Raw genomic sequence first — 23,957 nt, forward strand, 5'->3', positions numbered from 1 at the left:
CTGCATTGTCAGTGTCGGCTGGGAACCACAGGTTGCAGGGGAGCGGGTGGCGGTGGCACAGCCAGGCACAGCGGAAGCCGAACGGCTGACCAATCTGCACAAGCAGCTGATCGCCGACGAATCGATCCAGTTCGACCTGCCGGCCTATGTGCCGCCGAAGCCGCCCGAGTGGCTGAAACCGCTGCAGGATTTTTTGTCGTGGCTCGGTCCCTACATGATCTATCTGTTCTGGGGGGCGGTGATATCGGGCGTCGCAATCATCCTGCTTCTGGTCTTCCTTGAGGTGAAAGGCATCGCCTGGCGGCTGCCGTGGCAGCGCGCGCGGCCGGAAGTCGAAGACGAAGAAACCTGGCGCCCAGACGCCGGCGCCGCGCAGATCCTGTTGTCGCAAGCGGATGCGCTGGCCGCACGCGGCGACTATGACGAGGCGGTTCACCTTTTGCTTCGGCGCAGCGTCGCCGATATCGCCGGCCGGCTGCCGGACTTCCTGCGCCCGTCGCTCACCGCGCGCGACATCGCCAATGCCCCTTCCCTGCCGGGAAGGGCACGCCATGCGTTTACCGAGATCGCCCGCATTGTCGAGGCGGCGCTGTTCGCGCGCCGGCCGGTCGGCGCGGAAGGCTGGCGGCAGGCGCGCGGCGCCTATGAACGTTTCGCCTTCCGGGATGCCTGGACGTGAGTGCACCGACGGTCGAGGCACAGGAGCCGTTCAATCGAAAGACACTGTTTTGGGGGATTTTCGCCAGCCTCCTTGCGGCGGCCGGTTTTTTCCTGCTGTCCACCTATGCTCCCGATTTCCGGCAACCCGGCAATGGCGGCGCCACGCCGCTATCGAAAAGCGGCGTCGGCTACGCCGGCCTGGCGGAATGGCTGCGGCTCACCGGCGAAGCGCCCTTGATGGCGCGGACCGAAGACGATCTTGCCAGAGATATACTGCTGATCGTCACCATCTCGCCCGATAGCGATCCGGAGGCGCTCGACCACATCCTCAATCTTCGCCAGGATCAGAACACGCTTTTCGTGCTGCCCAAATGGCAGATCCTGCCGCTGCAGGGGCATGAAGGCTGGAACATGAAATTCGGGCGATTGCCCGGTTCGGTGGTGAACGAATGGCTTGGCCGCATCGCCGATGCGAAGATCGGTGCCGGCCAGAGCACGGCAAAGCAACTCGACATCGAAGGCAACATGGTTGCCGCACCCGAAGAATTGCAGTGGGTGGCCGACAAGTACCCTCTCATCGCAGCCGGCAATGACAAGGCTGTGCTTACCGAACTGAACGACAAGCCGTTCTATATCCTGACTGACCCCGACCTGATCAACAACGCCGCCCTCAAGGATCCCGAAAAGGCGGCAGCCGCGCTCGGGCTGATTGCCTTGCTCCAGCCCGACGACGGCCTGGTGATGTTCGATCTGACGCTGCACGGCGCGGGGCGGAAGTATGATCTGGCCAAGCTTCTGGTCGAGCCGCCGTTCCTGGCGCTGACACTGACGATCCTGATCGCTGCGGCGCTGGCGTTCCTGCATGGCCTTGGCCGGTTCGGCCCGCCGCGTATCGACCAGCGCGCGATCGCCTTCGGCAAGCGTGCGCTGGTCGATACGACGGCGATGCTCATGCGGCGTGCCGGCCGGCTGGACGAGCTGGGAGGCCGCTATGCGGCCTTGATGCGGGTGCGCGCCGGCGCGCTGCTCGGCGCACCGCAAGGGTTGCAAGGCAAAGCGCTCGACCACTGGCTCGACTCTCGCGATAAGGAGCAAGCTGGCGGCTTCACGACGCGCTCGCAAGCGGCCGGCGAGGCGAAGAATCTGACGCAGATGCAACAGGCAGCAGAACGGCTGCATGACTGGACGGCAAGGAGGCTCGGTGAACGTCGATGATGTGAAGGCCCTGGCGACACGGATCAGGGAAGAAGTGGCCAAGGCGATCACCGGGCAGCACGATACGGTCGACCTGATGCTGACCGCCTTGTTTGCGGGCGGGCATATCCTGCTGGAAGGTCCTCCGGGCACGGCCAAGACAATGACGGCGCGCTGCTTCGCCCAGGCGCTTGGGATCGCCTACGGGCGGATCCAGTTCACGCCGGACCTGATGCCCGGCGATATCGTCGGGTCGAACATCTACAACTTCCAGACCGGGCAGTTCACGCTGACGCGCGGCCCGATCTTCTGCGATCTCCTGCTCGCCGACGAAATCAACCGCACGCCGCCCAAGACGCAGGCCGCACTGCTCGAGGCGATGCAGGAACATGCGGTCACCTTCGACGGCACCACGCATTCGCTCGGCCGCAATTTCATGGTCGTCGCGACCCAGAATCCGATCGAGCACCAGGGCGTCTATCCGCTGCCGGAGGCGCAGCTCGACCGCTTCCTGTTCAAGCACCACGTCAGCTATCCCGGCCCGGAGGAAGAACGAGCCATTATCGTCCATCACGGCGGCGGCTCCGCCTCGCACGACATCGCGCAATATGGCATCGAGGCGCAGACGGATCGCGAAACGCTGCAGGAGGCCCTTGAAGTCGTCGGCTCCGTCACCCTTGTCGACAATGTCGTCGGCTACATAGCGGCGCTGGTTCGGGCTACGCGCGAAAATGCCGATCTGGAGGTCGGGGCCAGTCCGCGCGCCGGCGCCATGCTGGCGCGGGCGGCGCGTGCCCGGGCGGCGCTGGACGGACGCGCTTATGTGATCCCCGACGACGTCAAGGCGCTGGCGGTGCCGGCGCTGCGTCATCGCGTCATCCTTTCGCCCGCCGCACAGATCGATGGCCGGCTGGTCGAGCAGATCGTCTCCGACCTGGTCGACCAGACGGAAGCACCACGTTGATCTATCCCAGCGGCCGAGCGGTATGGGCAGCTGCGGCCGGCGCGGTGCCGGCCTTCCTGGTCGCGCTGGCACTGCCGTCGTTCTGGTATCTGGGGTTGCTGTGGAGTTGTCTGCTGCTTGCCTTCCTGGCGGTGGATGCAGCGGCCGGACGCGGGCGGGCATCGCTGAATGCCAGCATCGATGCGCCGCAGCAGGTCGGTGTCGGCGGCGAGTTCGGCGTGCAAATTGCCGCCCGTCACTCGCGGCCGCGCGCCGCGGAGGCCCGCGTCGGCCACGATGTGCGGCTGGCGCCGGTGGACGGCAGCGGCGGGGCCTTGCCAACCGGCGGAGGCGGCTCGCTCGACCTTCGCTTCCAGGCGCTGCGGCGCGGCGTCGCCAGCTTCGACCGTCTCTGGGTGCGCTGGCGCGGGCCGTTCGGGCTGGTCTGGAACCAGGTCGTCCTGCCGGTGGAAAGCAAGGTTGCGGTGCTGCCCGACGTCAGCAGCGCTCGCGGCGAGGCAATCACGCTGCTGCAACATGCGGCGCTTGCCGAAGGCCATGCGCAGCGCCGCGCCGGTCAAGGCCGCGAGTTCGACGCGCTCAAGGATTACCAGCCGGGCATGGGCCGGCGGATGATCGACTGGAAGCGCAGCGCCCGCCACGGCAAGCTGTTGGCGCGCGAGTTCCGCATCGAGGAGAACAACAACATCGTGCTGGCCATCGACAGCGGACGCCTGATGTGCGAACCGGTTGACGGTGTGCCGAAGGTGGACCGGGCGGTGACGGCCGCCCTGCTGTCGGCATTCATCGCGCTGAAGGGCGGTGACATGGTCAGCTTGTTCGGCTTCGATGCAAGGCCGCGCGTTTCGAGCGGCGCGGTGCGCGGCCCCGCCAGCTTTGCGATGATCCAGAAACGGGCCGCCGAGATCGACTACTCCAGCGAGGAGACCAATTTCACACTGGCATTGACGACGCTGGCGGCGCGGCTCGACCGCCGCTCGCTGGTCATCATCTTCACCGATTTCGTCGATTCGATCAGTGCGGAATTGATGCTGCGCACCGTGGGCCGGCTCACCGAACGACATCTCGTGCTGTTCATGATGATGAAGGACACCGAACTGGAGGGCCTGGCCGACCTGCCGCCACGCTCCGGCGAGGATGTTGCCCGCGCGGTCGTTGCCGGAGGGCTCTTGCGCGAAAGGCAGGTCGTCATCGGCCGGCTGCGCCTGCTCGGGGCGCATGTGATCGAAGCCGACCACAACCGGCTCGGTCCGGCGCTGGTCGAGCGCTATCTGCAGTTCAAGCAGGAGGATTTGCTGTGACGGCGCCGGTACGCGGCAATGCGATGCGCGGCGACGCGGTACGCCAGTCGCTGGCCAGCTTCCGCCGCGAGCGCGAGGCCGACTGGAAGGCATTCGAGGCGCTGCTGGCGCGTGTCGAGAAGCGTGCGCCGCGGACGCTTTCCGAAGAGGAGCTGCTGTCGCTGCCGCTGCTCTATCGATCGGCGCTGTCTTCCCTTTCCGTGGCACGGGCGACCTCGCTCGACAACGCGCTGGTCGCCTATCTCGAAGCACTGTCGCTGCGCGGTTATTTCTATCTCTATGGCGCACGCCGCGGGCTGCGGCAGCGCCTCGCCGATTTCTTCCTGCATGACTGGCCCGAAGCCATTCGCGACCTGTGGCGCGAGACATTGGCGTCGGTCGCGCTGATGGTGATCGGCATTGGTGCAGGCGCCTGGCTGGTGGCATCCGACAAGAGCTGGTTCGACGCGATCATCCCGCCCGGCCTGGCAGGAGGCCGCGGCCCCGACACCTCGGCCGAGCTGCTGCGAGGCATGCTTTATGATGGCGACAATGGCTTTCTCTCAGGCTTTGCCGCCTATCTGTTCACGCACAACGTCCAGGTCGCAATCCTGGCCTTCGCCCTTGGCTTCGCCTTCGCGGTGCCGACGGTGCTGCTGATGCTGTACAACGGCTGCATGATCGGGGCGTTGTTCCAAGTCTACTGGTCCAAGGGGCTTGGCATGGAGCTCGGCGGCTGGCTGGCCATCCACGGCACCACCGAATTGTTCGCGATCTCTTTGGCCGGCGCGGCGGGCATGCGCATCGGCACCAGCATCGCCTCTCCCGGCGAATTGACACGCATGGCGGCAGCGGCTCGCGCCGGACGCATCGCCGCGAACGCCATGGTCGGGGTCTCGGTCATGCTGCTGTTTGCCGGGCTGCTCGAGGGTATTGGCAGGCAGACCATCACCAGCGACGTCACGCGCTACGGCATTGGCGGTGGCATGCTGGTGCTGTGGATCGGTTATTTCTACCTGTTCCGGGCGGTGCGGCATGGCGATCGCTAAACGCGCCGCATTCGCGGCTATACGGCCGCTGATCACGCCCGAAGGCGTCGATCTCCGGATAAAGTTGGCCGACGCCGGCACGCGGGCCTCCGCCTTCCTGCTCGACATCGTGTTCATCGCCGTGGCTGCAATCGTGATCACGATCGTCGCGCTGTTCGGGGTGGGAGGCCTTGGCAGCGAGGGATTTCAGCCGCTCTTCGTCGTCTGGATCATCCTGATCTTCTTTCTGCGCAACGCCTACTTCATCGTTTTCGAAGCGGGCCGGCGCGCGGCTACGCCCGGCAAGCGGATCGTCGGCATCCGGGTCGCGTCGCGCAGCGGAGACGGCCTGTCGATCGACCAGGTCATCGCCCGCAACCTGATGCGCGAGATCGAGGTGTTCCTGCCGCTGTCGATCATCGTTGGACGCAGCGGGACCGACCTCGCCGACACGCTGACGACGGTGTTCGGACTGGTGTGGGCGCTGCTGTTTGCCTTGTTCCCGCTGTTCAATCGAGACCGCATGCGGATCGGCGACCTGTTGGCGGGGACCTGGGTGGTCGAGGCGCCGAAGCGCGCCTTGCTTGAAGACCTGTCGGCACGGCAGGATCCGGCGGCCGGCGCCTTCCGGTTCAGCCACGCCCAGCTCGATGCCTACGGGATTGCCGAACTCCACAAGCTGGAGGAGGTGCTGCGCCGCGACGACTATTTCGCCCTGCGGACGGTTGCCGAAACGATCGCACGCAAGATCGGCGCAGCACCCCAAGCCCATGACCCGCGCCCGTTCCTGACGGCTTACTACGGCGAGCTACGGGCGCATCTCGAACGCAAGCTGCTGCTGGGCAACCGCAGAGCCGACAAGCATGCGCGGTAGCAGTTGCCGAACAGGTGCAGCTAGCGACAAGCATCGGTGCTGCCCCTCATCCGCCTGCCGGCACCTTCTCCCCGTATAGTGACGGGGAGAAGGGAGATAGACGCAATGTCGACCACTATTCCGCAACGCTGCCAGTTTGCGAAACCATCTGCGATAGCGTCTTTCTCCCCGTCACTATACGGGGAGAAATGCCCGGCAGGGCAATGAGGGGCGGCGCCGACGAACCTGATGAGCCCCTCTCATGAGGCCGGTTCAAATGCCACCCTGCCCTACCCCACCCACTTCTCATAATCGGACACCAGCAGGTGCAGCGGTGCTGTGTCCTCGTCGATGTCCGCGAAGCGGCCGATTGGTTCGCGAAAGACATTGTCGGTGAGATCGTCGTTGACGGTCGAAACCTCGCCGATCAGCACGTCCTTGCCCTCGGCCCAGAAGGCATGCCAGACACCCGGCAGCAAAGTGACGCTCTGGCCTGGGTCGAGCTTCAGGAGCCCACCCGCAGGTAGTCTGTGGATGGTTCCGTCGACAGGCACCGATACTTCGGCCTTCGGATCGATGCCGCCATCGCGATCATGCATGAACAGCTCCAGCACCAGTTTGCCGCCGCCGCGGTTGATGATGTCCTCGGCCTTGATGTTGTGGCGATGCATCGGCGACAACTGGTCCTTGCGCGAGATCATGATCTTTTCGGCATAGAGCATGCCCATGCCCTTCTTCATGTCCTCGTAGCGGCCGTTGCGGACGGTGAACAGGAACAGGCCGAGCTCGTCGAATTTCTCCTGGCCGTAGTCGGTGATGTCCCAGCCGAGCCGGGAGGAGAAGATTGCCGACGAATCCTGCCGACGCGCCTTCATCTCTTCGGGGGTCCAGTAGGCGAAGGGCGGCATGATGTAGCCGAAAGAGCGGATGAAGGCGTCGGCGTCGCGGATGATGTCGTTGATGGCGGAGCGTTTCATGGTCGTGGTTCCTTCCCGTCGCGTTCCAAGCGCTAACCGCATAGCCGAACGCCCATCCGGTGTCGATGCAAACTGCTGTCGCTGGCCCCATGACATGCGGTCCGATCAGGGCCATAAGGTCAACCAATTTTCCGATGGTGAGACCATGCGCAGCATAGACGACCTCGATACGCCGGCGATCCTGATCGATGCCGGCCGCGCCGAAGCCAATATCGCGCGGGCGCAGGCCCATGCCGACCGGCACGGGCTGAAGCTCAGGCCGCACATCAAGACCCACAAACTGCCCTACTGGGCAAAGAAGCAGATCGCGGCCGGCGCCGTCGGCATCACCTGCCAGAAGATCGGCGAGGCCGAGGTCATGGCCGACGCCGGACTGACCGACATCTTTCTGCCCTACAATATCCTCGGGCGGGCCAAGCTGGAGCGCCTCAAGGCGCTGCACGGCCGCGTAACCCTGTCGGTGACAACGGACAGCATGGACACGCTGATGGGACTTGCCGCCACCTTTACCGATCCCGGCCACCGCCTGCCGGTGCTGGTCGAATGCGACACCGGCATGGGCCGCTGCGGTGTGCAGTCGGCCGGCGAGGCAGTCGCGCTGGCGAGCGAGATCGACAAGGTCCGGGGGCTCGTCTTCGGCGGCTTGATGACCTACCCGGGGGCGGGCCGCGCCACCGAGACCGAGGCGTGGCTCGCCGATGCGCAGCAAGCACTTGCCGCAGCCGGCCTTGCTTGCGAGCGCATCTCCAGCGGCGGCACACCCGATATGTGGCGTTCCGGCGAGCACAGCGTCGTTACCGAATACCGGCCCGGCACCTACATCTATCTCGACCGCTACCAGGTCGCCAAAGGCGTCGGCAGCCTCGACGATTGCGCACTGACGGTGCTGTCGACGGTGGTCAGCCACCCAACGCCGATACGCGCCATCCTCGACGCCGGCAGCAAGGCGCTCTCCAGCGATACGCTGGGGCTCGCCGATTTCGGCGAGCTGCTGGGCATTTCAGGCGCAAGGGTGACCAGCCTCAGCGAAGAGCACGGCAACGTCACGCTGTCAGGCGGCGCCGAGCTTCGCATCGGCGAGCGCGTGCGCGTCGTGCCCGACCATTGCTGCGTCGTCACCAACCTGTTCGACGAGGTGCATCTGATCGAAGGCGACAAGGTGCTGGAAACGCTGCCGGTGGCAGCACGCGGGCGGATGGGGTGAGTCCAGCTGGAGCGCGTGCGCTTCAGGTACAAAATCCTTCAAACGCTTATGGGACAGCGCCCCCCTCTGGCCTGCCGGCCATCTCCCCCTCAAGGGGGGAGATCGGTAGCTTCGCCGGTAGCGCCTCTCTTTCAACATTCGCGATTGGCGAAACGATACGTGACATTCAATCTCCCCCCTGGAGGGGGAGATGGCCGGCAGGCCAGAGGGGGGCGCGAAGGAACTCGACGGCGGTCAGTTAGCCTGCCTCGCGGCAACCCGGCGCATCGAAATGACGCGGCGGCGCCGGATCTCGGTGCGCATCCCCATCAGATGCAGCGCGAAGAACAGCACTGTGAAGCCGAGTGCCATCACCAGCAACGGCCACAACAGGCTTGGATCGATGGTCGGCCCGCCAAGCCGGAACACCGACGCCGGCTGATGCAGCGTGTTCCACCAGTCGACCGAAAATTTGATGATCGGAATGTTGATGAAGCCGACCAGGGTGATGATGGCGGCGGCCCAGGCGGCGCGCCCGGCATCGTCGAGCGCGCGGGTCAGCGCGATGATGCCGAGATACATCAGGAACAGTATGAAGACCGAGGTCAGCCGCGCGTCCCACACCCACCAGGTGCCCCACATCGGCTTGCCCCAGATCGAACCGGTGATCAGTGCAAGGGCGGTGAAGACGGCGCCGATGGGTGCCGCCGATTTTAGCGCCACGTCAGCCAGCGGATGGCGCCAGACCAGCGTGCCCAGTGCCGAGACCGCCATCAGCGTGTAGCACATCATGGCAAGCCAGGCGAAAGGCACGTGGATATACATGATGCGAACGGTGATGCCCTGCTGGAAGTCCTCAGGCGCCGTGAAGCTCATATAGAGACCCACGCCGAGGACGATGGCGGCCACGCTCGCCAACCACGGCACCACCTTGTCGACCAGCGCGACGAACCGCGTCGGGTTGGCAAGGTCCATCCAGCCGGAGAGGCGTGAAGTCGTATCGCTCATGCGGCTTTACATAGACCGCCGGCGGAGTTGCGGCAACCGCAGCGGCGGTACGTCTTCCCTTCTCCCCTTGCGGGAGAAGGTGGATCGGCGCGTAGCGTCGAGCCGGATGAGGGGTGCTGGACGGAGTGAGGCGCCAATGATCGCCGTGCGCCGAAGTCTGGATTTGGATGAAGATTTGCGCCAAGCTGGAGCACCCCTCATCCGACCTCGCTTCGCGAGGCCACCTTCTCCCGCAAGGGGAGAAGGCAAGCCGCGCTGCTCAGGCGGCTTCGTTCACCGGACGGCTGAGGCGGCGGACCTCCTCGTCGTTGAGCAGGCCGCCGGCGCGCAGCAGGCTGGCGAAGCGACCGTTGCGCAGCGACAGTTCGGTGAACCCGCCCATCTCGACCACCCGGCCCTTGTCCATGAACACGACCAGATCGGCGTCGCGAACGGTGGTCAGGCGGTGGGCGATGATGAAGGTGGTGCGGCCGCGCCGCAATTCGTCGATGGCGTCCTTGACGCGGTCTTCCGTCTCGACGTCGAGCGCGCTGGTCGCCTCGTCGAGAACCAGGATGGGCGCGTCCTTCAGCACGGCGCGGGCGATCGCGATGCGCTGGCGCTCGCCACCGGACAGCTGTCCGCCGCGTTCGCCGACGACCGTGTCGTAGCCCTCGCACTTTGACAGGATGAAATCCTGCGCGGCGGCGGCATTGGCCGCGGCATGGACCTCGTCATAGGTCGCCTCCGCGCGGCCGACGCGGATGTTGTCCTCGATCGAGCGGTTGAGCAGGCCGGCATCCTGGAAGACGGTGGCGATCGAATGGCGCAGCGACTTGCGGGTCACCGTGCGGGTGTCGATGCCGTCGATCAGGATACGGCCGCTGGACGGGGTGAAGACGCGCTGCAGAAGGTTGATGAGCGTCGTCTTGCCGGCGCCCGTGGGGCCGACGATGGCGACGGTCTGGCCGGCCTGGACCTCGAACGACGCGTCGTCGACGCCCTGCCCGGAATTGCCGAACTCGAAGCAGACGTTCTCGAAACGCACGTGACCCGTGACGTTGACGAGGTCGCGCAGCCCGTCGGGCTCGGCGGCATCGGAAGCGGAGTCCTCGAGATGATAGAATTCCTCGAGCTTGGCGCGTGCCTCGGAAATCTGGTTGGCGAAAGCCGACATCTGGTCGAGCCGGGCAATCAGCAGCGTGGCAAAGCCGGTAAAGGCTATGACGTCGCCGATGCGCAACTGGCCGTGCGTCACCAGGTAGGCGCCAATCAGAAGCACCACCATCATCGAAATCGTCGACGACAGGCGATGCAGCGCGTTGGCCATTGCCCACCAGTCGAGCACGGGGTTCTGCACATCGAGCAGATTCTTGACGTAGCGCTTCAGCGCCTCGGTCTCGTGGCCGATGCGGTTGTAGCTCTGGAGGACGGCGACGTTGCTGACCGAGTCGGTCACATGCGCAAACACCTTGTGGTAGTGACGCTCCACGGCCGCCTGGCCTCCCTTGGTGCGCCGCATCACCAGCCGTCCGATGCCGACATAGAGCGCGCCAAGCGCCAGCAGCACCATCGACATGCGGATATCCATGCTGAGCGCCGTGGGCACCAGCAGAACCAACGCGACCGCTGTCGACAGGTGCTGCCGCATGAATTCGAGCCAGAGGCTGAACAGGGTCTCGACCGCCCGCAGAAGCGTGTGCAGGGAATTGGAGGTGCCGCGCTGATGATGCCAGGCAAGCGGCATGGTGATGACGCGCTCGAACGACTGGCAAAGAACCTCGCTGCGCCGCTGGTGGGCAAAGCGATCAGCGCCGCGCGCCACCAGAACGAAGGCGACGATATTGAAAGCGCCGATGCCGGCCCACATTGCGAGCGTCGAGAACACCGAGCCGCGGTCCGAAATGGCATCGATCACCCGGCCGAACATGATCGGCTCGAGAATGGCGATAATGGCAAGCGCGACATTCGCCCCGCAGATAAACGCAACGCGTTTCCTGTCGGCAGCGAGATAACCAAGGGCTCGCCAGTAGATTTGCAGAAGTGACACTTCAGCTACTCCGCCAATTATTTATGGTGCAGTGCGTCATTTTTTGACTCGTATCGGTTGACGCGTCGCAAAACAATGCTCGTCTAGCTCTTCCGTTCCCATTCCGCGAACAAAAGATGACGACGCTTCGAAATTTGCCGTGATCGTCTAACAGTTTGAGATAAAAGGTGAAATGTCAGCGTTGCGGCAAAATCATGGCAGCTGGAAAGCACTGCCACAATTTTAATCAGCAAGACCCTGGGCACGACGTCTAAAGTCGTGTGCAGGCATTCAGCAAGGTCAAACGCAAATATAACCGGTAGAGGCACTTGGAGCGCCCGTGCGTGCCCTGGGAACGCTAAGCGACGCTCCAAGCCCTTGAATCTAGGCCGGTATTCTGACGACCACCTCGGCACTATCTCCGGCTTTTGGCTCGAAGGACGAAGATTTGGTCTTCGTGCCATTCACTTCAAGTGAGATGGCCCGGGCCTTTTTGTCGCGGACGACGCGTACCTTGATCTCGGCGCCCAGCATCTTCAGAGTTGCCGAATAGCCGTCCCAATGGCTAGGAAGTCTCGGCGTGAACTGGAGGCGCTGTCCGCGGCGCTCTATGCCGAGAATGCTCTCGACCGCGGCGCGATAAAGCCAGCCCGCCGACCCGGTATACCAGGTCCAGCCGCCGCGGCCGCCCTTGTCTTGCCCGGAATAAACGTCGGCCGCGACGACATAAGGTTCCACCCGGTAGCGCTCTGCCGCGGCTTCGTCGAGCGCATGGTTGACCGGATTGAGCATTGAAAGGCAACGGTAGGCATCGTCGGTGCGACCCATCTCGGCTAGCGCAATGACGAACCATGTTGCCGCGTGCGTGTATTGGCCGCCGTTTTCACGGACCCCCGGCGGATAGCTCTTGATGTAGCCCGGGTCCTTTTCCGTCTTCGAGAAGGGCGGGGTGAACAGTTTGGCGATCTTGAGGTCGTCGTCGACGAGCGCTTTCATCGCCTGCGCCATTGCCGTGGTCGACCGCGCCGGGTCGCCCTCGCCCGAAAGCACGCTCCAGGACTGGGCGATCGAGTCGATCTTGCACTCGTCCGACTTGCGCGAGCCGAGCGGCGTGCCGTCGTCGAAGCTGCCGCGCCGATACCACTCGCCATCCCAGGCGGTGCTTTCCAGCGCCCGTTTCAGCACCTCGGCGTGCTTCGTCCAGGCCTGCACGCGCTTGGCATCGCGCTCCGCCTTGGCGACGGCGGCAAAGTCGCCCAGCGTCTTCAGCAGGAACCAGCCCAGCCACACGCTCTCGCCCTTGCCGTGCTCGCCGACGCGGTTCATGCCGTCATTCCAGTCGCCGCCGAGGATCAGCGGCAGCCCGGCCGGGCTGCTGCGCTTGACGGCAAGATCGAGCGCCCGCGCGCAATGGTCGTAGAGCGAGGCTGTCTTCTTCGAGATTTCCGGGATGAAGAAAGCATCGTGCTCGCCTTCGCCCAGCGCCTGCCCTTCGATGAAGGGCAGTTGCTCCTTCAGGATCGCGGTGTCGCCGGTCACCAGCAGGTAGCGGGCCGTGGCGTGGGCCAGCCAGACCACGTCGTCCGAGATCATGGTGCGGACGCCGGCCTCGGTGCGCGGCAGCCACCAATGCTGCACGTCGCCTTCGGGGAATTGCCGCCGGGCCGCGTTGAGGATCTGATCACGCGCCAGCTTGGGGTCATGCGCCAGCAAAGCCAAGGTATCCTGCAGCTGATCGCGGAAGCCGAAGGCACCGCTCGCCTGATAGAACGCAGAGCGGGCACGGATGCGGCAGGCCAGGCTCTGATAGGGCAGCCAGTGATTGACCATAGCGTCGAGTGCCTTGTCCGGCGTCTCGACCTGGATTGTGTCGAGAAAGCCGCGCCATGTGCGCTCGTTGTCGGCCAGCCGCTGATCGAAATCCCTTGAGCGATGGGTCTGCACCAGCGCGCTGGCCGCCTCGGGCGAGGCCGCGTCGCCGAGCAGCCAGAGCAGCGTGACGTCGCCGCCGGCAGCGATGTCGATGTCGCGTGCGATGGCCGCGCAGGGGTCGTCGCCGGCCTCGACACGGCCGGACAGGCCGGCGCCGCTCAGCACGGCATGCGGAAACTCGCTCGTGCCTTGCCTGCCGATGAACTCGCCGCGATCGGCGGTGACCGAATGCACAGCACCGTCGGCGGCCAGAAAGGCGATCCGCTCGCCGAAATCGAGCCCATAGGGATTTTGCGCCAGCAATGCGCCGGTTGCGGCATCCCTCGACGGAACGATGCTTGCAGCGGTGCGCGAGCGATGGCCGCCAAGAACCCATTCCGCATAGGCGTAGACGCGCAGCCGCATCGGCACCGAACCCGAATTCTGGATGCGCAGCCGCGATATCTTCACCGGATCGACGGGATCGACGACATGGGTCAGGTCCATCGACAGCGGCCCGCGTTTTGAGCGGAACGTCGAAAAACCCTGCCCGTGCCAGGTTTCGTAGGTCATTGTCGGATCACGCACCACAGCAGCCATTGGCGAGAACGCCCTGCCACTGGCATGATCGTAGATATAGATGCCCTCGCCCGGCCGGTTGGTGACCGGATCGTTCGACCATGGCGTCAACTGATAGTCGCGGCTGTTGCGGCTCCAGGTGAAGGCAGCGCCTTCAGCCGACATGTGGAACCCGAACGATGGGTTGGAGATGACGTTGATCCACGGCTGCGGCGTCGTGCGCCGGCCGGCAAGACGCACGACGTAGTGGCGTCCGCCGCCGTCGAAGCCGCCGAAACCGTTCCATTGGTCGAGCCCGCTGCCGTCGACGCGGCCCTCGATCAGTGCCTGGGCGGCAGATGCTTGCGACGTCGGCACCGGCAAGGACGGCTCGCGAAGCGCTGCAAGGTCTGCCGGCTGGAGGGCGGCGTCCCGCGCCTGCAGTGCCGCGGCCTCGGCGCGCTCGATCTGGTCGAAGATGGTGCCGTTGCGCGTATGCAGCACCACCCGAGCGACGGCGAGCAAGGTCCTGTAGGTCGTTTCCTCCATCAGATCGCGGCGCACTGCGAAGATGTGCTGGCGGGGTCCGAGTTCCTTGCCGCGCAACCGGCTGTTTTCGCACAGCGTCTCCACCGCGCGCTGCAGGTCCTGCACGTAGGATGACGCCTGCTCGTTGACGACGACAAAATCGATCATCATGCCGCGGGCGCGCATGTATTCCTGGAAGCGAAGCGCCTGGGCGACGATCTCCAGATCGGCGACATCGGCGATCCTGACCAGGAAAATCGGAAAATCGCCGGATATGCTGGTCGGCCACAGGCTGGACTGCCTGCCGAGCCCGGAGACGATGGATTCGCCCGGAAGGCGCAGGAACGGATCGGGATAGATCAGATAGCGCGCCAGCTTCTGCACATTGGCGGCGTCGGACAGGCTGAGGCCAAGGTGCCGGGTCTGCACCTGCGAGCGCGTCCAGGCGAGCATCGCCTGGCGGGCGAAGCTTTCGGGATGGTCGAGCCGTGCGATGGCGGCATCCAATTCGGCGCGATGGCTACCGACGACTGTCCAGAACGTCAGCGAAATCTTCTTGTTGGCCGGCACGCGCACCTGCCGGCGAAGCGATGCGATCGGATCCAGGGTGAAGCCGGAATGGCCGCCAAGCGTGGCGCCGGGATCAAAGGCAGCCGCTTCGGTGATGGTGCGGCCGCGGCCGATGAAGGCGCGCCTGTCGGTTTCCGCCTCGGCGTCTCGCGCCGATCCAGACGGGTCGGTGACGAAATGCACCATGGTGACGTCGGGTTCGTCCTTTTCGCGCTTGCGCCTGGTGGCGAAGATCGCGCCGTTGTTCGGCGCGATCTCGGTTTCCACGAACATCTTCGAAAAAGCCGGATGGGCATTATCCGAGGGCTCGGAGCCCAGCACCAGTTCGGCAAACGAGGTTACTTCGATATGCCGGTCGGCGGGGCCATCATTGTGGAGCGTCACCCGTCGGCCCTCACCATTGCCTTCCGAGATGACGATGCACTCGACTTCCGAACGCAGCGATCCAATCGATTTGACGAAGCTCGCCTTGTCGTCGGAGAACAGCGTCTGCGCACGCTCGCCGGCGGCGCGCTTCGGCTCGGCGGTGGCCGACCACCAGTCGCCGTTGCTCGCGTCGCGCAGGAAAATATAGGAACCAAGGCGGTCCTCGGTCGGATCCGGCTGCCAGCGCGTGACGGCAAGTTCGCCCCAGCGGCTGTACCCGGAGCCGGTGGCGGTCACCATGACCGAATAGCGGCCATTGGACATGACACTGGTCGAGCGGAGCGCCCTGAGCGGATCGAGCACAATGCGGGTATCCGGGCTTTCCAGCTCGGTCTCGTCCTTCGAGCGCTCGTCGGCCTCGGTCCTGACGGTCGCAGTCGGGATGTCGCGCGGCGCCCGTTCCTGCAGCAGCAATTCGGCCGACTCGATCACCGGATCGCTGTGGAAGCGGTCGCGCAGGCGCCCTTCGAAGATCGCATCGGCAACCGCGGCAATCGACATGCCGGAGTGGTGGGCCATGTAGTTGAGCACGACGGCGTGGTCGGTGCCCTCGGGGACGCGTTGCGGCGTGAAATCCACCGCGTCGTAAAAACCGTGCCGGCCCAGTGCGCCCAGCCGCCTCAGCCTGGCCAGGTTCTGGACGGATTCATGCGGCGTGAACTGCGCTGCCAGCACGGTCGCGTAAGGCGCGATCACCGTGTTTTGGCCAAGGCCGCGCTTCAGGCCGAGCCCGGGCACGCCGAAATTGGTGTACTGATAGGTTAGCTCGCGGTCGCGGGCGTTGTAGGCCGCTTCCGAAATCCCCCAGGGAACGTTCTTCGAACGGCCATACTGGATCTGGCGCTTGATGATGAGCTTGCTGGTCTGGTTGAGAATGCTGCCTTGCGGCTCCTTCATCACCAGCGGCGGCATCAGATATTCGAACATCGAGCCGGACCAGGACATCAGTGCGCCCTGGAAGCCGATCTCGACGATCGGCCGGCCGAGCCGAAACCAGTGCTCGGTCGGCAAATCGCCCTTGGCGATGGCGAACAGGCTGGTCAGCCGCGCCTCGGAGGCCAAAAGGTCGTAGCAGCTTTCGTCGAGCTGATGCTCCTCGACCCGGTAACCGATCGACAGGAGCTTGCGCTCGGGCCGCATCAGGAACGAGAAATCCATCTCGAAGGCGAAGCGGCGCGTGCGCTCGCGCAAGGTCAGAAGCTTGGCCCGCAACGCCGCGACCGCGTTTTCGTCGCTGTGCGCATCGTGCACATGCGCCTCGCAGGTGGCTTCGAGCCTGGCCGCCCAATCGGCGATGGTGTCGCTCTGGGTCGACGCGGCCTCGGTATGGATGGCTGTCGCGAGCTTGCGTATCTCGCCGGCCAGGACGGCCAGGTTGATGGTGCGGATCGACGCCATCTCCGGCTGCGCCTTGATCAATTCCACCGCCCGCCGCATGCCGTCGAGACGGTCGGCGAGCCGCTGGCGCAAGGGCCGCAATTGACGCCGGTCGTCGGGCAGTTCCTCAAGGCTTTCGTCGAGGATGGTGACGGTGTCGAGGATGCCTTCGAAGTCGCCCTGCACATGCACCGACGGCGCTTCGGCCCATTCGGCGCAGGCAGCGGCCACGGCCACCAGATGGCCGGCGAGATTGCCGCTGTCGACCGCCGAAATGTACAGCGGGTAGAGCGGCTTCAGGGTCGTGGTGTCATACCAGTTGAAGAGATGGCCGCGGTCGCGCGGCATGCTCTCGATGGTCGACATGGTCGCGTCGATGCGGTTGACCGCGTCGGAGAGGCTGATCCAGCCGAAATCGCGTGCCGAAATCACCGACAGCAGGTAGACGCCGATATTGGTCGGCGAGGTGCGGGGCGCCACCACGGGGGCCGGGCTTTCCTGGAAATTATCCGGCGGCAGATTGTGATGCTCGGCCGTCACGAAGGTCTCGAAATAGTGCCATGTACGCCGCGCCACGGTGCGCAGCGCGTGGATGTCGGCGGCCGATATGCGCAGGCGGTCCTCGGTTTCGGCCGAACGGCTGATCCAGCAGGCGATGGCGGGCGAGCCGATCCAGAACAAGGCAAAGAAGAAGGCGACGAAGGCGCCGGTGGAATCGGCCAGCACCGGGACGGCGAGGCCGACGACGCCGATGGTCACCGCGCCGTACATGATGCTGTAGTAGGAGCCGAGATCGTTGTCGCCGCCCTTGTGTGCCTGCGAGGCGGTGCGCCATTCGAGCAGGTTCTGGCGGCTGACGAACAGGCGGTAGAGCGTGCGGATGATCGCGTCGCCCATCATCCAGGCAAGATGCGCCATCAGCACGATCTTCAGCGCCACCAGGGCAGTGCCGAAGGCAACGTCGCGTGCCAGTGCCGAGAAATGGCCGCGCGGCGTCTGGTCGCCGCTCTTCGGCAGGATGGCGTCGACGATGTCGAAAGTGGGCGCCATGAACAGCGTGAGGATCAGCAGCGCCTGCCATTGCGCGGCCTGCGTGAAGGGCAGCAGCGTCCAGCCGGCGATCGCGGCCATCACCCAGAAGATCGGCGTCACCGAGCGGCGCAGATTGTCCACCATCTTCCAGCGCGACAGCGCCGGCACGTTTGAGCGCGGGCCAAGAATGAAGCCCAGAAGCTGCCAGTCGCCGCGTGCCCAGCGATGGTGGCGCGACGCGTCGACCGAATAGCGGGTCGGATAGTCCTCGACCAGTTCGACGTCGGTGACCAAGGCCGAGCGCGCCAGGGCGCCTTCGAGCAGATCATGGCTGAGGATGGTGTTTTCCTCGATGCGGCCTTTCAGCGCCGCCTCGAAGGCGTCGACATGGTAAAGACCCTTGCCGGTGAAGGAACCGTCGCCGAAGATGTCCTGGTAGAGGTCCGACACGGCAAAGACGTACGGATCGAGCCCGCGATTGGCGGAAAAGACACGCTGAAAGAACGATGCCTCGTCGCCACTGGTCAGCGACGCGGTGATACGCGGCTGCAGGATGGAATAACCTGCCGTAACCTCGCGCCGTGCGACATCGAAATGCGGACGGTTGAGCGGATGGCAAAGCTTGCCGGCCAGCGCAGCGACGGCGTCGCGGGTGGTGCGGGTGTCGGCGTCCAGCGTCATCACGTGGACGACGCTCTCCGGCAATGGCACTTCCAGCGGCAGGAAGGTGGTGTCGCTGTCCCCGCGCAGCAGAAGGTTCAATTCGTGCAGCTTGCCGCGCTTGCGCTCCCAGCCCATCCAGACGCCTTGCGATGCGTTGTAGAGCCGGCGCCGATGCAGCAGATAAAAGCGCGGCGCCCCTTCCGAGGGATAGCGGGCGTTCAGCCTGGCGATTTCGGCGCGGGCGAATTCGAGGATTTCGACATCCGCCGTATCGATCTCGGTCTTCGAGTCCGGCCAGTCGGAAAGCAGCGCGAAATAGACTTCGCCCGCCGTGTTGGCGAGGTGATGCACCTCGATGTTGCGGATGTTCTCCTCGACATCGTCGCGCGAGCCGATCAGCGACGGCACCACCACCAGCGTGCGCGCCTCGGGCGGCACACCGTGCCTGAAATCATAGCCGATGAGACGCGTCGGCTTCAAAAACAGCGAGACGACGGTGTTGAAGAATGCGAGCGCGCCTTCGCTGGCCGGCACCGCGAACAGGGCCAGCATCAGGACGATCGACGGCACCGACAGGCCGAGATTGGCAAGCGCATTGCCGGAAACGACCAGAAGCAGGACCGTCAGCGCAAACACCGGCACGACGATGCCCAGCCATCCGGTCTTGCGGAAGGTCCGGTTGAGCGTCTTGCCGATGGTCGGCCGGTAGCCGATCGACCGCTCGAGCTCCTGCCGGCGCGGGCCGACCAGAAAGAAGCCGACGTCGGTGTGAGCGATCGGACCGGTTTCGGAGCCCGGTGCCTCGGCAGCATGGCCGGCGAGCTCGATCGCCCTTTCGGCAACGCGAAATTCGGAGAGATCGGAACGGCGCGCCAGCTCCTCGATCGCAGTCCGGTATTGGTCGCGCGAAAAGAAATCGAGCGCGGCGAAATCGGTGCGTTCGCGCAGCAATGTGTCGATGCGGCTGACGCCCTCGAACCACACCGTCCAGTCGATGTCGTTGATCAGGCGCAGGCCGCGGATGATGTTGCCGGTGGTCACGTTGCCGCTGGACAGCGTGTGGTGCTCGCTGAGGATGATCTCCTCGGCGTCGGAGCCGGTCCTTTCCAGCTCGCCCTCCAGCCATTCCAGCGCCCTGCCGGCATTTTGCGAGCCGTCACGCAGCCGGTAGAGCAACTGGGTGGCGAAGGTGGTGTCCTGCGCATGGGCGCTGTAGTGGGAAAGTATCGCCTGCCGGTCGGCGCTGTCGTCCGTCGCCAGCACACGGTCGGCGACCTCGTTGGCGATCTGGCGCAGTTCCCGCGTGCGATTGACGCGGACCGCGATCCGGCGAAGGTTCTCGATCAGGACGAAGCGCAGCAGCGACGGCAGCGCCCATAATTCGCCAATCTTCAGCGGCTCGACGGACTGGAAGCCTTCGACGATCGCCTTGAACATGGCCGACGAGACGGAACTGTCGGAATGCGCGACATAGGTCCACGCGACCGCCAGTGCGCGCGGCACGCTGGATCCATCCGACAGTTTCAGCGTCGGCAACTGGCGGTAGAAGCGGCGCGGCAGGTCGCGCTTGACCTGAAAAATGGTCTCCTCGACCAGGTAGTTGTTGTCGAGCAGCCACTGCGCCGCGGGCGTGATCGTTTCGCCCCTCGCCTGGGCAGCGTTGGTGGAACGGTAGACATCGAGAATTTTCCTGGCGCTGTCGCGGATGCGCGCCTGAAAATCGAAAGGCGTCAGACCGAACAAGTCCTTGGCGTCGCCATTGGCAAGGGCTGCGCCCAAAGCGCGCAGCCGATCTTCCGGCAGGAAATTGGAGCGTATCGGCACGTCGGTGACAGCCGGGAAGCTGGCGCTCGTCTTTTCGATCTGTGCGAGATTGGTCTGGATATTCATCTAAGGTTCCGTGTTGGGGACGCAGTGCGGCGTCACCGCCACGGCAATGTCCCTAAAACCGGTCCAAATGCAATTGGTTGCATCGCAACACTTGGCCGAAAGTTTTGTTTCCGCACCACGACAAGATGCCGTCTTTCGACAACTTCCAGGCGGGCACTATGAGCATCGTTTCGGCTTCTGATCGGCGGAAGATTCAGGCTTTTTCGTGATGCAGCGACCAGCTTACGCGATATTTGGCCGGCGTCACGATCATGTTTGGAAACAGACGTTAATCGTTGCCGGCAATGCGGTCGATGCGGATCACGAACAGCATGGCCGGCCGGACCGGATCCAGGCGCAGTTCCGGCGCTTGCGCCCCGAGCAACAGCGCGTCGAGCGGCCCAAGTTGCATGGGCGCCGCGCCGGCCACGCTGAGTTCGCCGTCGACGCACAGGATGAGTGTTTCATCGGCTTCGGCCTGGATCTCCGTCGGAGCCGAAATCAGCAGGCGCTCGACCGTGTGGATCGCCCGGGCGCGGCGGGTCATGACGTTGAGGTCGGTGATCGGACCGGCGATCAGCGTGGCTTGCGTCGGCACGTCGGCCGGAAAGGCAAGCGGTGCGGAAGCCTTGATGATTTCGACCGGTAGCCGGCCGGCGATGTCGAGGATCATGCCCTCGCCTTCCAGCAGCGCCAAGGTCCGGTCGACGCCAGGAAAGCCCGAAAACGGGCCGTCGCCCTCGACGCGCGCCATCGAGACGCGCCAGTCGAAATCGTCGAGCCCGGCACCTGGCGGCGAGACGGCAATCTCCGTCGTCACCCCGCCGCCGTTCTTCCACGGCATCGACCGGTATTCGGCTGCCCGAAGGATGCGCAAGGCGCGGCTCAGCCCAAAATGCCGGGCAGGTTGAGCTGGTTCTCCCGGGCGCACTCGATCGCGATGTCATAGCCGGCATCGGCGTGGCGCATGACGCCGGTCGCCGGATCGTTCCACAGAACCCGCTCCAGGCGCTTGGCCGCCTCGGGCGTGCCGTCGGCGACGATGACCATGCCGGCATGCTGTGAAAAGCCCATGCCGACGCCGCCGCCATGGTGCAGCGACACCCAGGTGGCGCCGGACGCCGTGTTGAGCAAGGCATTGAGCAACGGCCAGTCGGAGACGGCATCGGAGCCGTCCTTCATCGCCTCCGTCTCGCGGTTCGGCGAGGCGACCGAGCCGGAATCGAGGTGATCGCGGCCGATGACCACCGGCGCCTTCAGTTCGCCCCTGGCGACCATCTCGTTGAAGGCGAGGCCGAGCCGGTGGCGATCACCAAGCCCAACCCAGCAGATGCGCGCCGGCAGGCCCTGGAAGGCGATGCGCTCACGCGCCATGTCGAGCCAGTTGTGCAGATGGGTGTTGCCGGGGGTCAGTTCGCGCACCTTGGCGTCGGTCTTGTAGATATCCTCGGGATCGCCGGAAAGCGCTGCCCAGCGGAACGGGCCGATGCCGCGGCAAAACAGCGGACGGATATAAGCCGGCACGAAACCCGGGAAGGCAAAAGCATTCTCGAACCCCTCCTCCTTCGCCACCTGGCGGATGTTGTTGCCGTAGTCGAGCGTCGGCACGCCGGCATTCCAGAACGCCACCATCGCCTCGACATGCTCGCGCATCGACGCGCGGGCAGCTCTTTCAACGGCCTTCGGGTCGCTGGTGCGCTTCTCGCGCCACTCGGCCAGCGACCAGCCCTTGGGCAGATAGCCATTGAGCGGGTCATGCGCCGAGGTCTGGTCGGTGACGATGTCAGGGCGCACGCCGCGCCGCACCAGTTCCGGCAGGATGTCGGCGGCGTTGCCGACCAGGCCAACCGATTTCGCCTCACCGGCTTTGGTCCAGCGCTCGATCTTTTCCAGAGCCTCGTCGAGCGTGTCGGCGCGCTCATCGACATAGCGGGTGCGCAGCCGGAAATCGATGCGGTCGGGATCGCATTCGACGGCCAGGCAGCAGGCGCCGGCCATGACCGCGGCGAGCGGCTGGGCACCGCCCATGCCGCCGAGACCGCCGGTCAGGATCCACTTGCCCCTGAGATTGCCGCCATAATGCTGGCGGCCGGCCTCGACGAAGGTCTCGTAGGTGCCCTGCACGATGCCTTGCGTGCCGATGTAGATCCACGAGCCGGCCGTCATCTGGCCGTACATCATCAGGCCCTTTCTATCGAGCTCGTTGAATTTCTCCCATGTCGCCCAGTGCGGCACCAGGTTGGAATTGGCGATCAGCACGCGCGGGGCGTCAGGATGAGTGCGGAACACGCCGACCGGCTTGCCCGATTGCACCAACAACGTCTCGTCGTCGCCAAGCGTCTTCAGCGAGGCAACGATGCGGTCGAAATCGTTCCAGGTGCGCGCCGCCCGGCCGATGCCGCCATAGACGACCAACTCGTTGGGGTTTTCGGCGACGTCTGGGTCGAGATTGTTCATCAGCATGCGCAACGGCGCTTCCGTCAGCCAGGTGCGGGCGTTGAGCTCGCTGCCGCGCGGGCTGCGCACTTCACGGATGTTGTGGCGAGGATCGGTCATGATTGTCCCTTTCGAGTGAGGTGCACCGCGCGTCAGCGTTCGGCCCAGGCGATCGCGGTTTCCAGGATCTTCTTCAGCGTGACGCGGATCGGCGCCGCGAATTCGGCCTCGTAAGGCACCGGCCAGTTATCCGGTTCGCCCTTGCCTTCGGGCTCGCGCATGTAGCCGCGGTTGGAGAGTTCCATCTGCAGCGCGTGGACGCCGGCTTGCGGCTGGCCGAAATGGCGCGTGATCCAGCCGCCCTTGAAGCGCCCGTTGACGACGTAGCTCTCGCCGGTTTCGGCGAGGATCTGGCCAACCGTCGCTTGCAGCGTCGGATCGGCGCTCTTGCCGTCATTGGTGCCGAGATTGAAGACCGGCAATTTGCCTTCGAAAAGGCGCGGCAGCACCGAGCGGATCGAATGGCAGTCATAGACGACGACCTTCCCATGCAAAGCGCGCAGCCTGTCGATCTCGGCCTGCAGAGCGGCATGATAGGGTACGAAGAACTTCTCGCGGCGTTCGTCGATCTCCGACGGTCCCGGCTCTTCACCCTTGCGGTAGAGCTGATCGCCGTCAAAGGTCTCTGTCGGGCAGAGCCCAGTCGTCGTCTGGCCGGGATAGAGCGAAACGCCGGACGGATCGCGATTGACGTCGATAACGGTGCGCGAAATCGCCGTATGCACAACGGTCGCGCCGAGGTCTTCTGCGAAGTCATAAAGCTTGTCGATCCACCAGTCGGCGTCACGGCGGCCGAGCCAGGGCGAGACCAGCCGGCTATCGAGGCCGGCGAGATCGATGCCGGTATGCGGGATCGAAACCAGCAGGGGTGCTGTGCCTTGGGTGACGGTGAGCCAGGAGGGCGAGGTCATAGAAGATTCTCCCGCGTTGGAGCTCTACGGCACCCCCCTCTGTCCTGCCGGACATCTCCCCCACGAGGGGGGAGATTGGCCGTCAGACCGGCTTTCGCCATTCTCCAACGTTGCAGGACAGAGCGAGGCGCCGCAGCTGCCAATCTCCCCACTAGAGGGGGAGATGCCCGGCAGGGCAGAGGGGGGCGCGAAGGAACTCGACCAAGCGTACCGACGTCGGGATTGCCGACAAGGCGAGGCAGCGCAGGGAATTCGCATTTTACTGCCCGCTGCAACGCATTTTGTTCTTGCTTTGTGCCGGCAGCTATGCTACTAACTTCGGTATGGTGCTGATTCGGCCCGACGACCCGCCTTTGAGGCGGGTTTTTTGTTTCTGGATTTGAAAGTTTCGGTGTTGCCGGGGTGAGGTCGGCGGGACAGCGCCCCCCTCTGTCCTGCCGGACAGTCCGGCAGTACAGAGG

General features: G+C 64.7%; 14 protein-coding genes. 7 read left to right on the forward strand and 7 right to left on the reverse strand.

Annotated elements, in window-relative coordinates; translation table 11 throughout:
* Positions 1–52: 52 nt before the first annotated feature.
* From NKJ32_RS14450 to NKJ32_RS14475, 6 genes are all read left to right on the forward strand, one after another.
* Positions 53–679, forward strand: coding sequence for a DUF4129 domain-containing protein (locus NKJ32_RS14450; protein WP_352590445.1), 627 nt, complete (start codon positions 53–55; stop codon positions 677–679).
* Positions 676–1,875, forward strand: coding sequence for a DUF4350 domain-containing protein (locus NKJ32_RS14455; RefSeq protein ID WP_023674433.1), 1,200 nt, complete (start codon positions 676–678; stop codon positions 1,873–1,875). The genes NKJ32_RS14450 and NKJ32_RS14455 overlap by 4 nt, the downstream gene beginning before the upstream one ends.
* On the forward strand, positions 1,862–2,818 hold the full coding sequence (locus NKJ32_RS14460) for an AAA family ATPase (RefSeq protein WP_352755170.1): 957 nt from the start codon (positions 1,862–1,864) through the stop codon (positions 2,816–2,818). The genes NKJ32_RS14455 and NKJ32_RS14460 overlap by 14 nt, the downstream gene beginning before the upstream one ends.
* On the forward strand, positions 2,815–4,119 hold the full coding sequence (locus NKJ32_RS14465) for a DUF58 domain-containing protein (protein WP_352755168.1): 1,305 nt from the start codon (positions 2,815–2,817) through the stop codon (positions 4,117–4,119). The genes NKJ32_RS14460 and NKJ32_RS14465 overlap by 4 nt, the downstream gene beginning before the upstream one ends.
* Complete coding sequence (locus NKJ32_RS14470) at positions 4,116–5,147, forward strand: stage II sporulation protein M (RefSeq protein WP_352724518.1); 1,032 nt, start codon at positions 4,116–4,118, stop codon at positions 5,145–5,147. The genes NKJ32_RS14465 and NKJ32_RS14470 overlap by 4 nt, the downstream gene beginning before the upstream one ends.
* A 64-nt stretch (positions 5,148–5,211) precedes the next feature.
* On the forward strand, positions 5,212–6,000 hold the full coding sequence (locus NKJ32_RS14475; RefSeq protein WP_352724516.1) for an RDD family protein: 789 nt from the start codon (positions 5,212–5,214) through the stop codon (positions 5,998–6,000).
* A 269-nt stretch (positions 6,001–6,269) separates the two neighbouring features.
* On the opposite strand, the gene NKJ32_RS14480 is transcribed toward NKJ32_RS14475, so the two are convergent.
* On the reverse strand, positions 6,270–6,956 hold the full coding sequence (locus NKJ32_RS14480; protein ID WP_352457149.1) for a D-lyxose/D-mannose family sugar isomerase: 687 nt from the start codon (positions 6,954–6,956) through the stop codon (positions 6,270–6,272).
* A 145-nt stretch (positions 6,957–7,101) separates the two neighbouring features.
* On the opposite strand from NKJ32_RS14480, the gene NKJ32_RS14485 reads away from it, so the two are divergent.
* On the forward strand, positions 7,102–8,160 hold the full coding sequence (locus tag NKJ32_RS14485; protein ID WP_352724515.1) for a D-TA family PLP-dependent enzyme: 1,059 nt from the start codon (positions 7,102–7,104) through the stop codon (positions 8,158–8,160).
* A 234-nt stretch (positions 8,161–8,394) separates the two neighbouring features.
* Here NKJ32_RS14485 and NKJ32_RS14490 read toward each other — a convergent pair whose 3' ends face one another.
* The 6 genes from NKJ32_RS14490 to hutG form a co-directional block, all read right to left on the reverse strand.
* Positions 8,395–9,147 carry a heme ABC transporter permease gene (locus tag NKJ32_RS14490; protein WP_352827910.1) on the reverse strand — a complete coding sequence of 251 codons (753 nt, stop codon included), beginning with the start codon at positions 9,145–9,147 and terminating at the stop codon, positions 8,395–8,397.
* A 259-nt stretch (positions 9,148–9,406) separates the two neighbouring features.
* Positions 9,407–11,176 (reverse strand): glucan ABC transporter ATP-binding protein/ permease, encoded by a 1,770-nt coding sequence (locus NKJ32_RS14495; protein ID WP_352827912.1) that lies wholly within the window; start codon positions 11,174–11,176, stop codon positions 9,407–9,409.
* Positions 11,177–11,539: 363 nt separating this feature from the next.
* The gene (locus tag NKJ32_RS14500) at positions 11,540–20,110 is read right to left on the reverse strand and encodes a glycoside hydrolase family 94 protein (protein WP_352827914.1); all 8,571 of its coding nucleotides are present in this window, start codon (positions 20,108–20,110) and stop codon (positions 11,540–11,542) included.
* Between the two features lie 268 nt (positions 20,111–20,378).
* Positions 20,379–20,966, reverse strand: coding sequence for a HutD/Ves family protein (locus tag NKJ32_RS14505; protein ID WP_352827916.1), 588 nt, complete (start codon positions 20,964–20,966; stop codon positions 20,379–20,381).
* An 8-nt stretch (positions 20,967–20,974) separates the two neighbouring features.
* The gene (gene hutU / locus NKJ32_RS14510) at positions 20,975–22,645 is read right to left on the reverse strand and encodes a urocanate hydratase (protein WP_352457143.1); all 1,671 of its coding nucleotides are present in this window, start codon (positions 22,643–22,645) and stop codon (positions 20,975–20,977) included.
* Positions 22,646–22,677: 32 nt separating this feature from the next.
* Entirely contained in the window at positions 22,678–23,496 is an 819-nt protein-coding gene (gene hutG / locus NKJ32_RS14515; RefSeq protein ID WP_352827918.1) for an N-formylglutamate deformylase, read from the reverse strand.
* Positions 23,497–23,957 lie beyond the last annotated feature (461 nt).

The organism is Mesorhizobium sp. M0159 (genome assembly GCF_040322295.1).
Classification (GTDB): domain Bacteria; phylum Pseudomonadota; class Alphaproteobacteria; order Rhizobiales; family Rhizobiaceae; genus Mesorhizobium.

Coding starts and splice junctions, on each gene's coding strand:
- NKJ32_RS14480 (WP_352457149.1), bottom strand. CDS start 6,956: ATGAAACGCTCCGCCATCAACGACATCATCCGCGACGCCGACGCCTTC.
- NKJ32_RS14485 (WP_352724515.1), top strand. CDS start 7,102: ATGCGCAGCATAGACGACCTCGATACGCCGGCGATCCTGATCGATGCC.
- NKJ32_RS14490 (WP_352827910.1), bottom strand. CDS start 9,147: ATGAGCGATACGACTTCACGCCTCTCCGGCTGGATGGACCTTGCCAAC.
- NKJ32_RS14500 (WP_352827914.1), bottom strand. CDS start 20,110: ATGAATATCCAGACCAATCTCGCACAGATCGAAAAGACGAGCGCCAGC.
- hutU (WP_352457143.1), bottom strand. CDS start 22,645: ATGACCGATCCTCGCCACAACATCCGTGAAGTGCGCAGCCCGCGCGGC.
- hutG (WP_352827918.1), bottom strand. CDS start 23,496: ATGACCTCGCCCTCCTGGCTCACCGTCACCCAAGGCACAGCACCCCTG.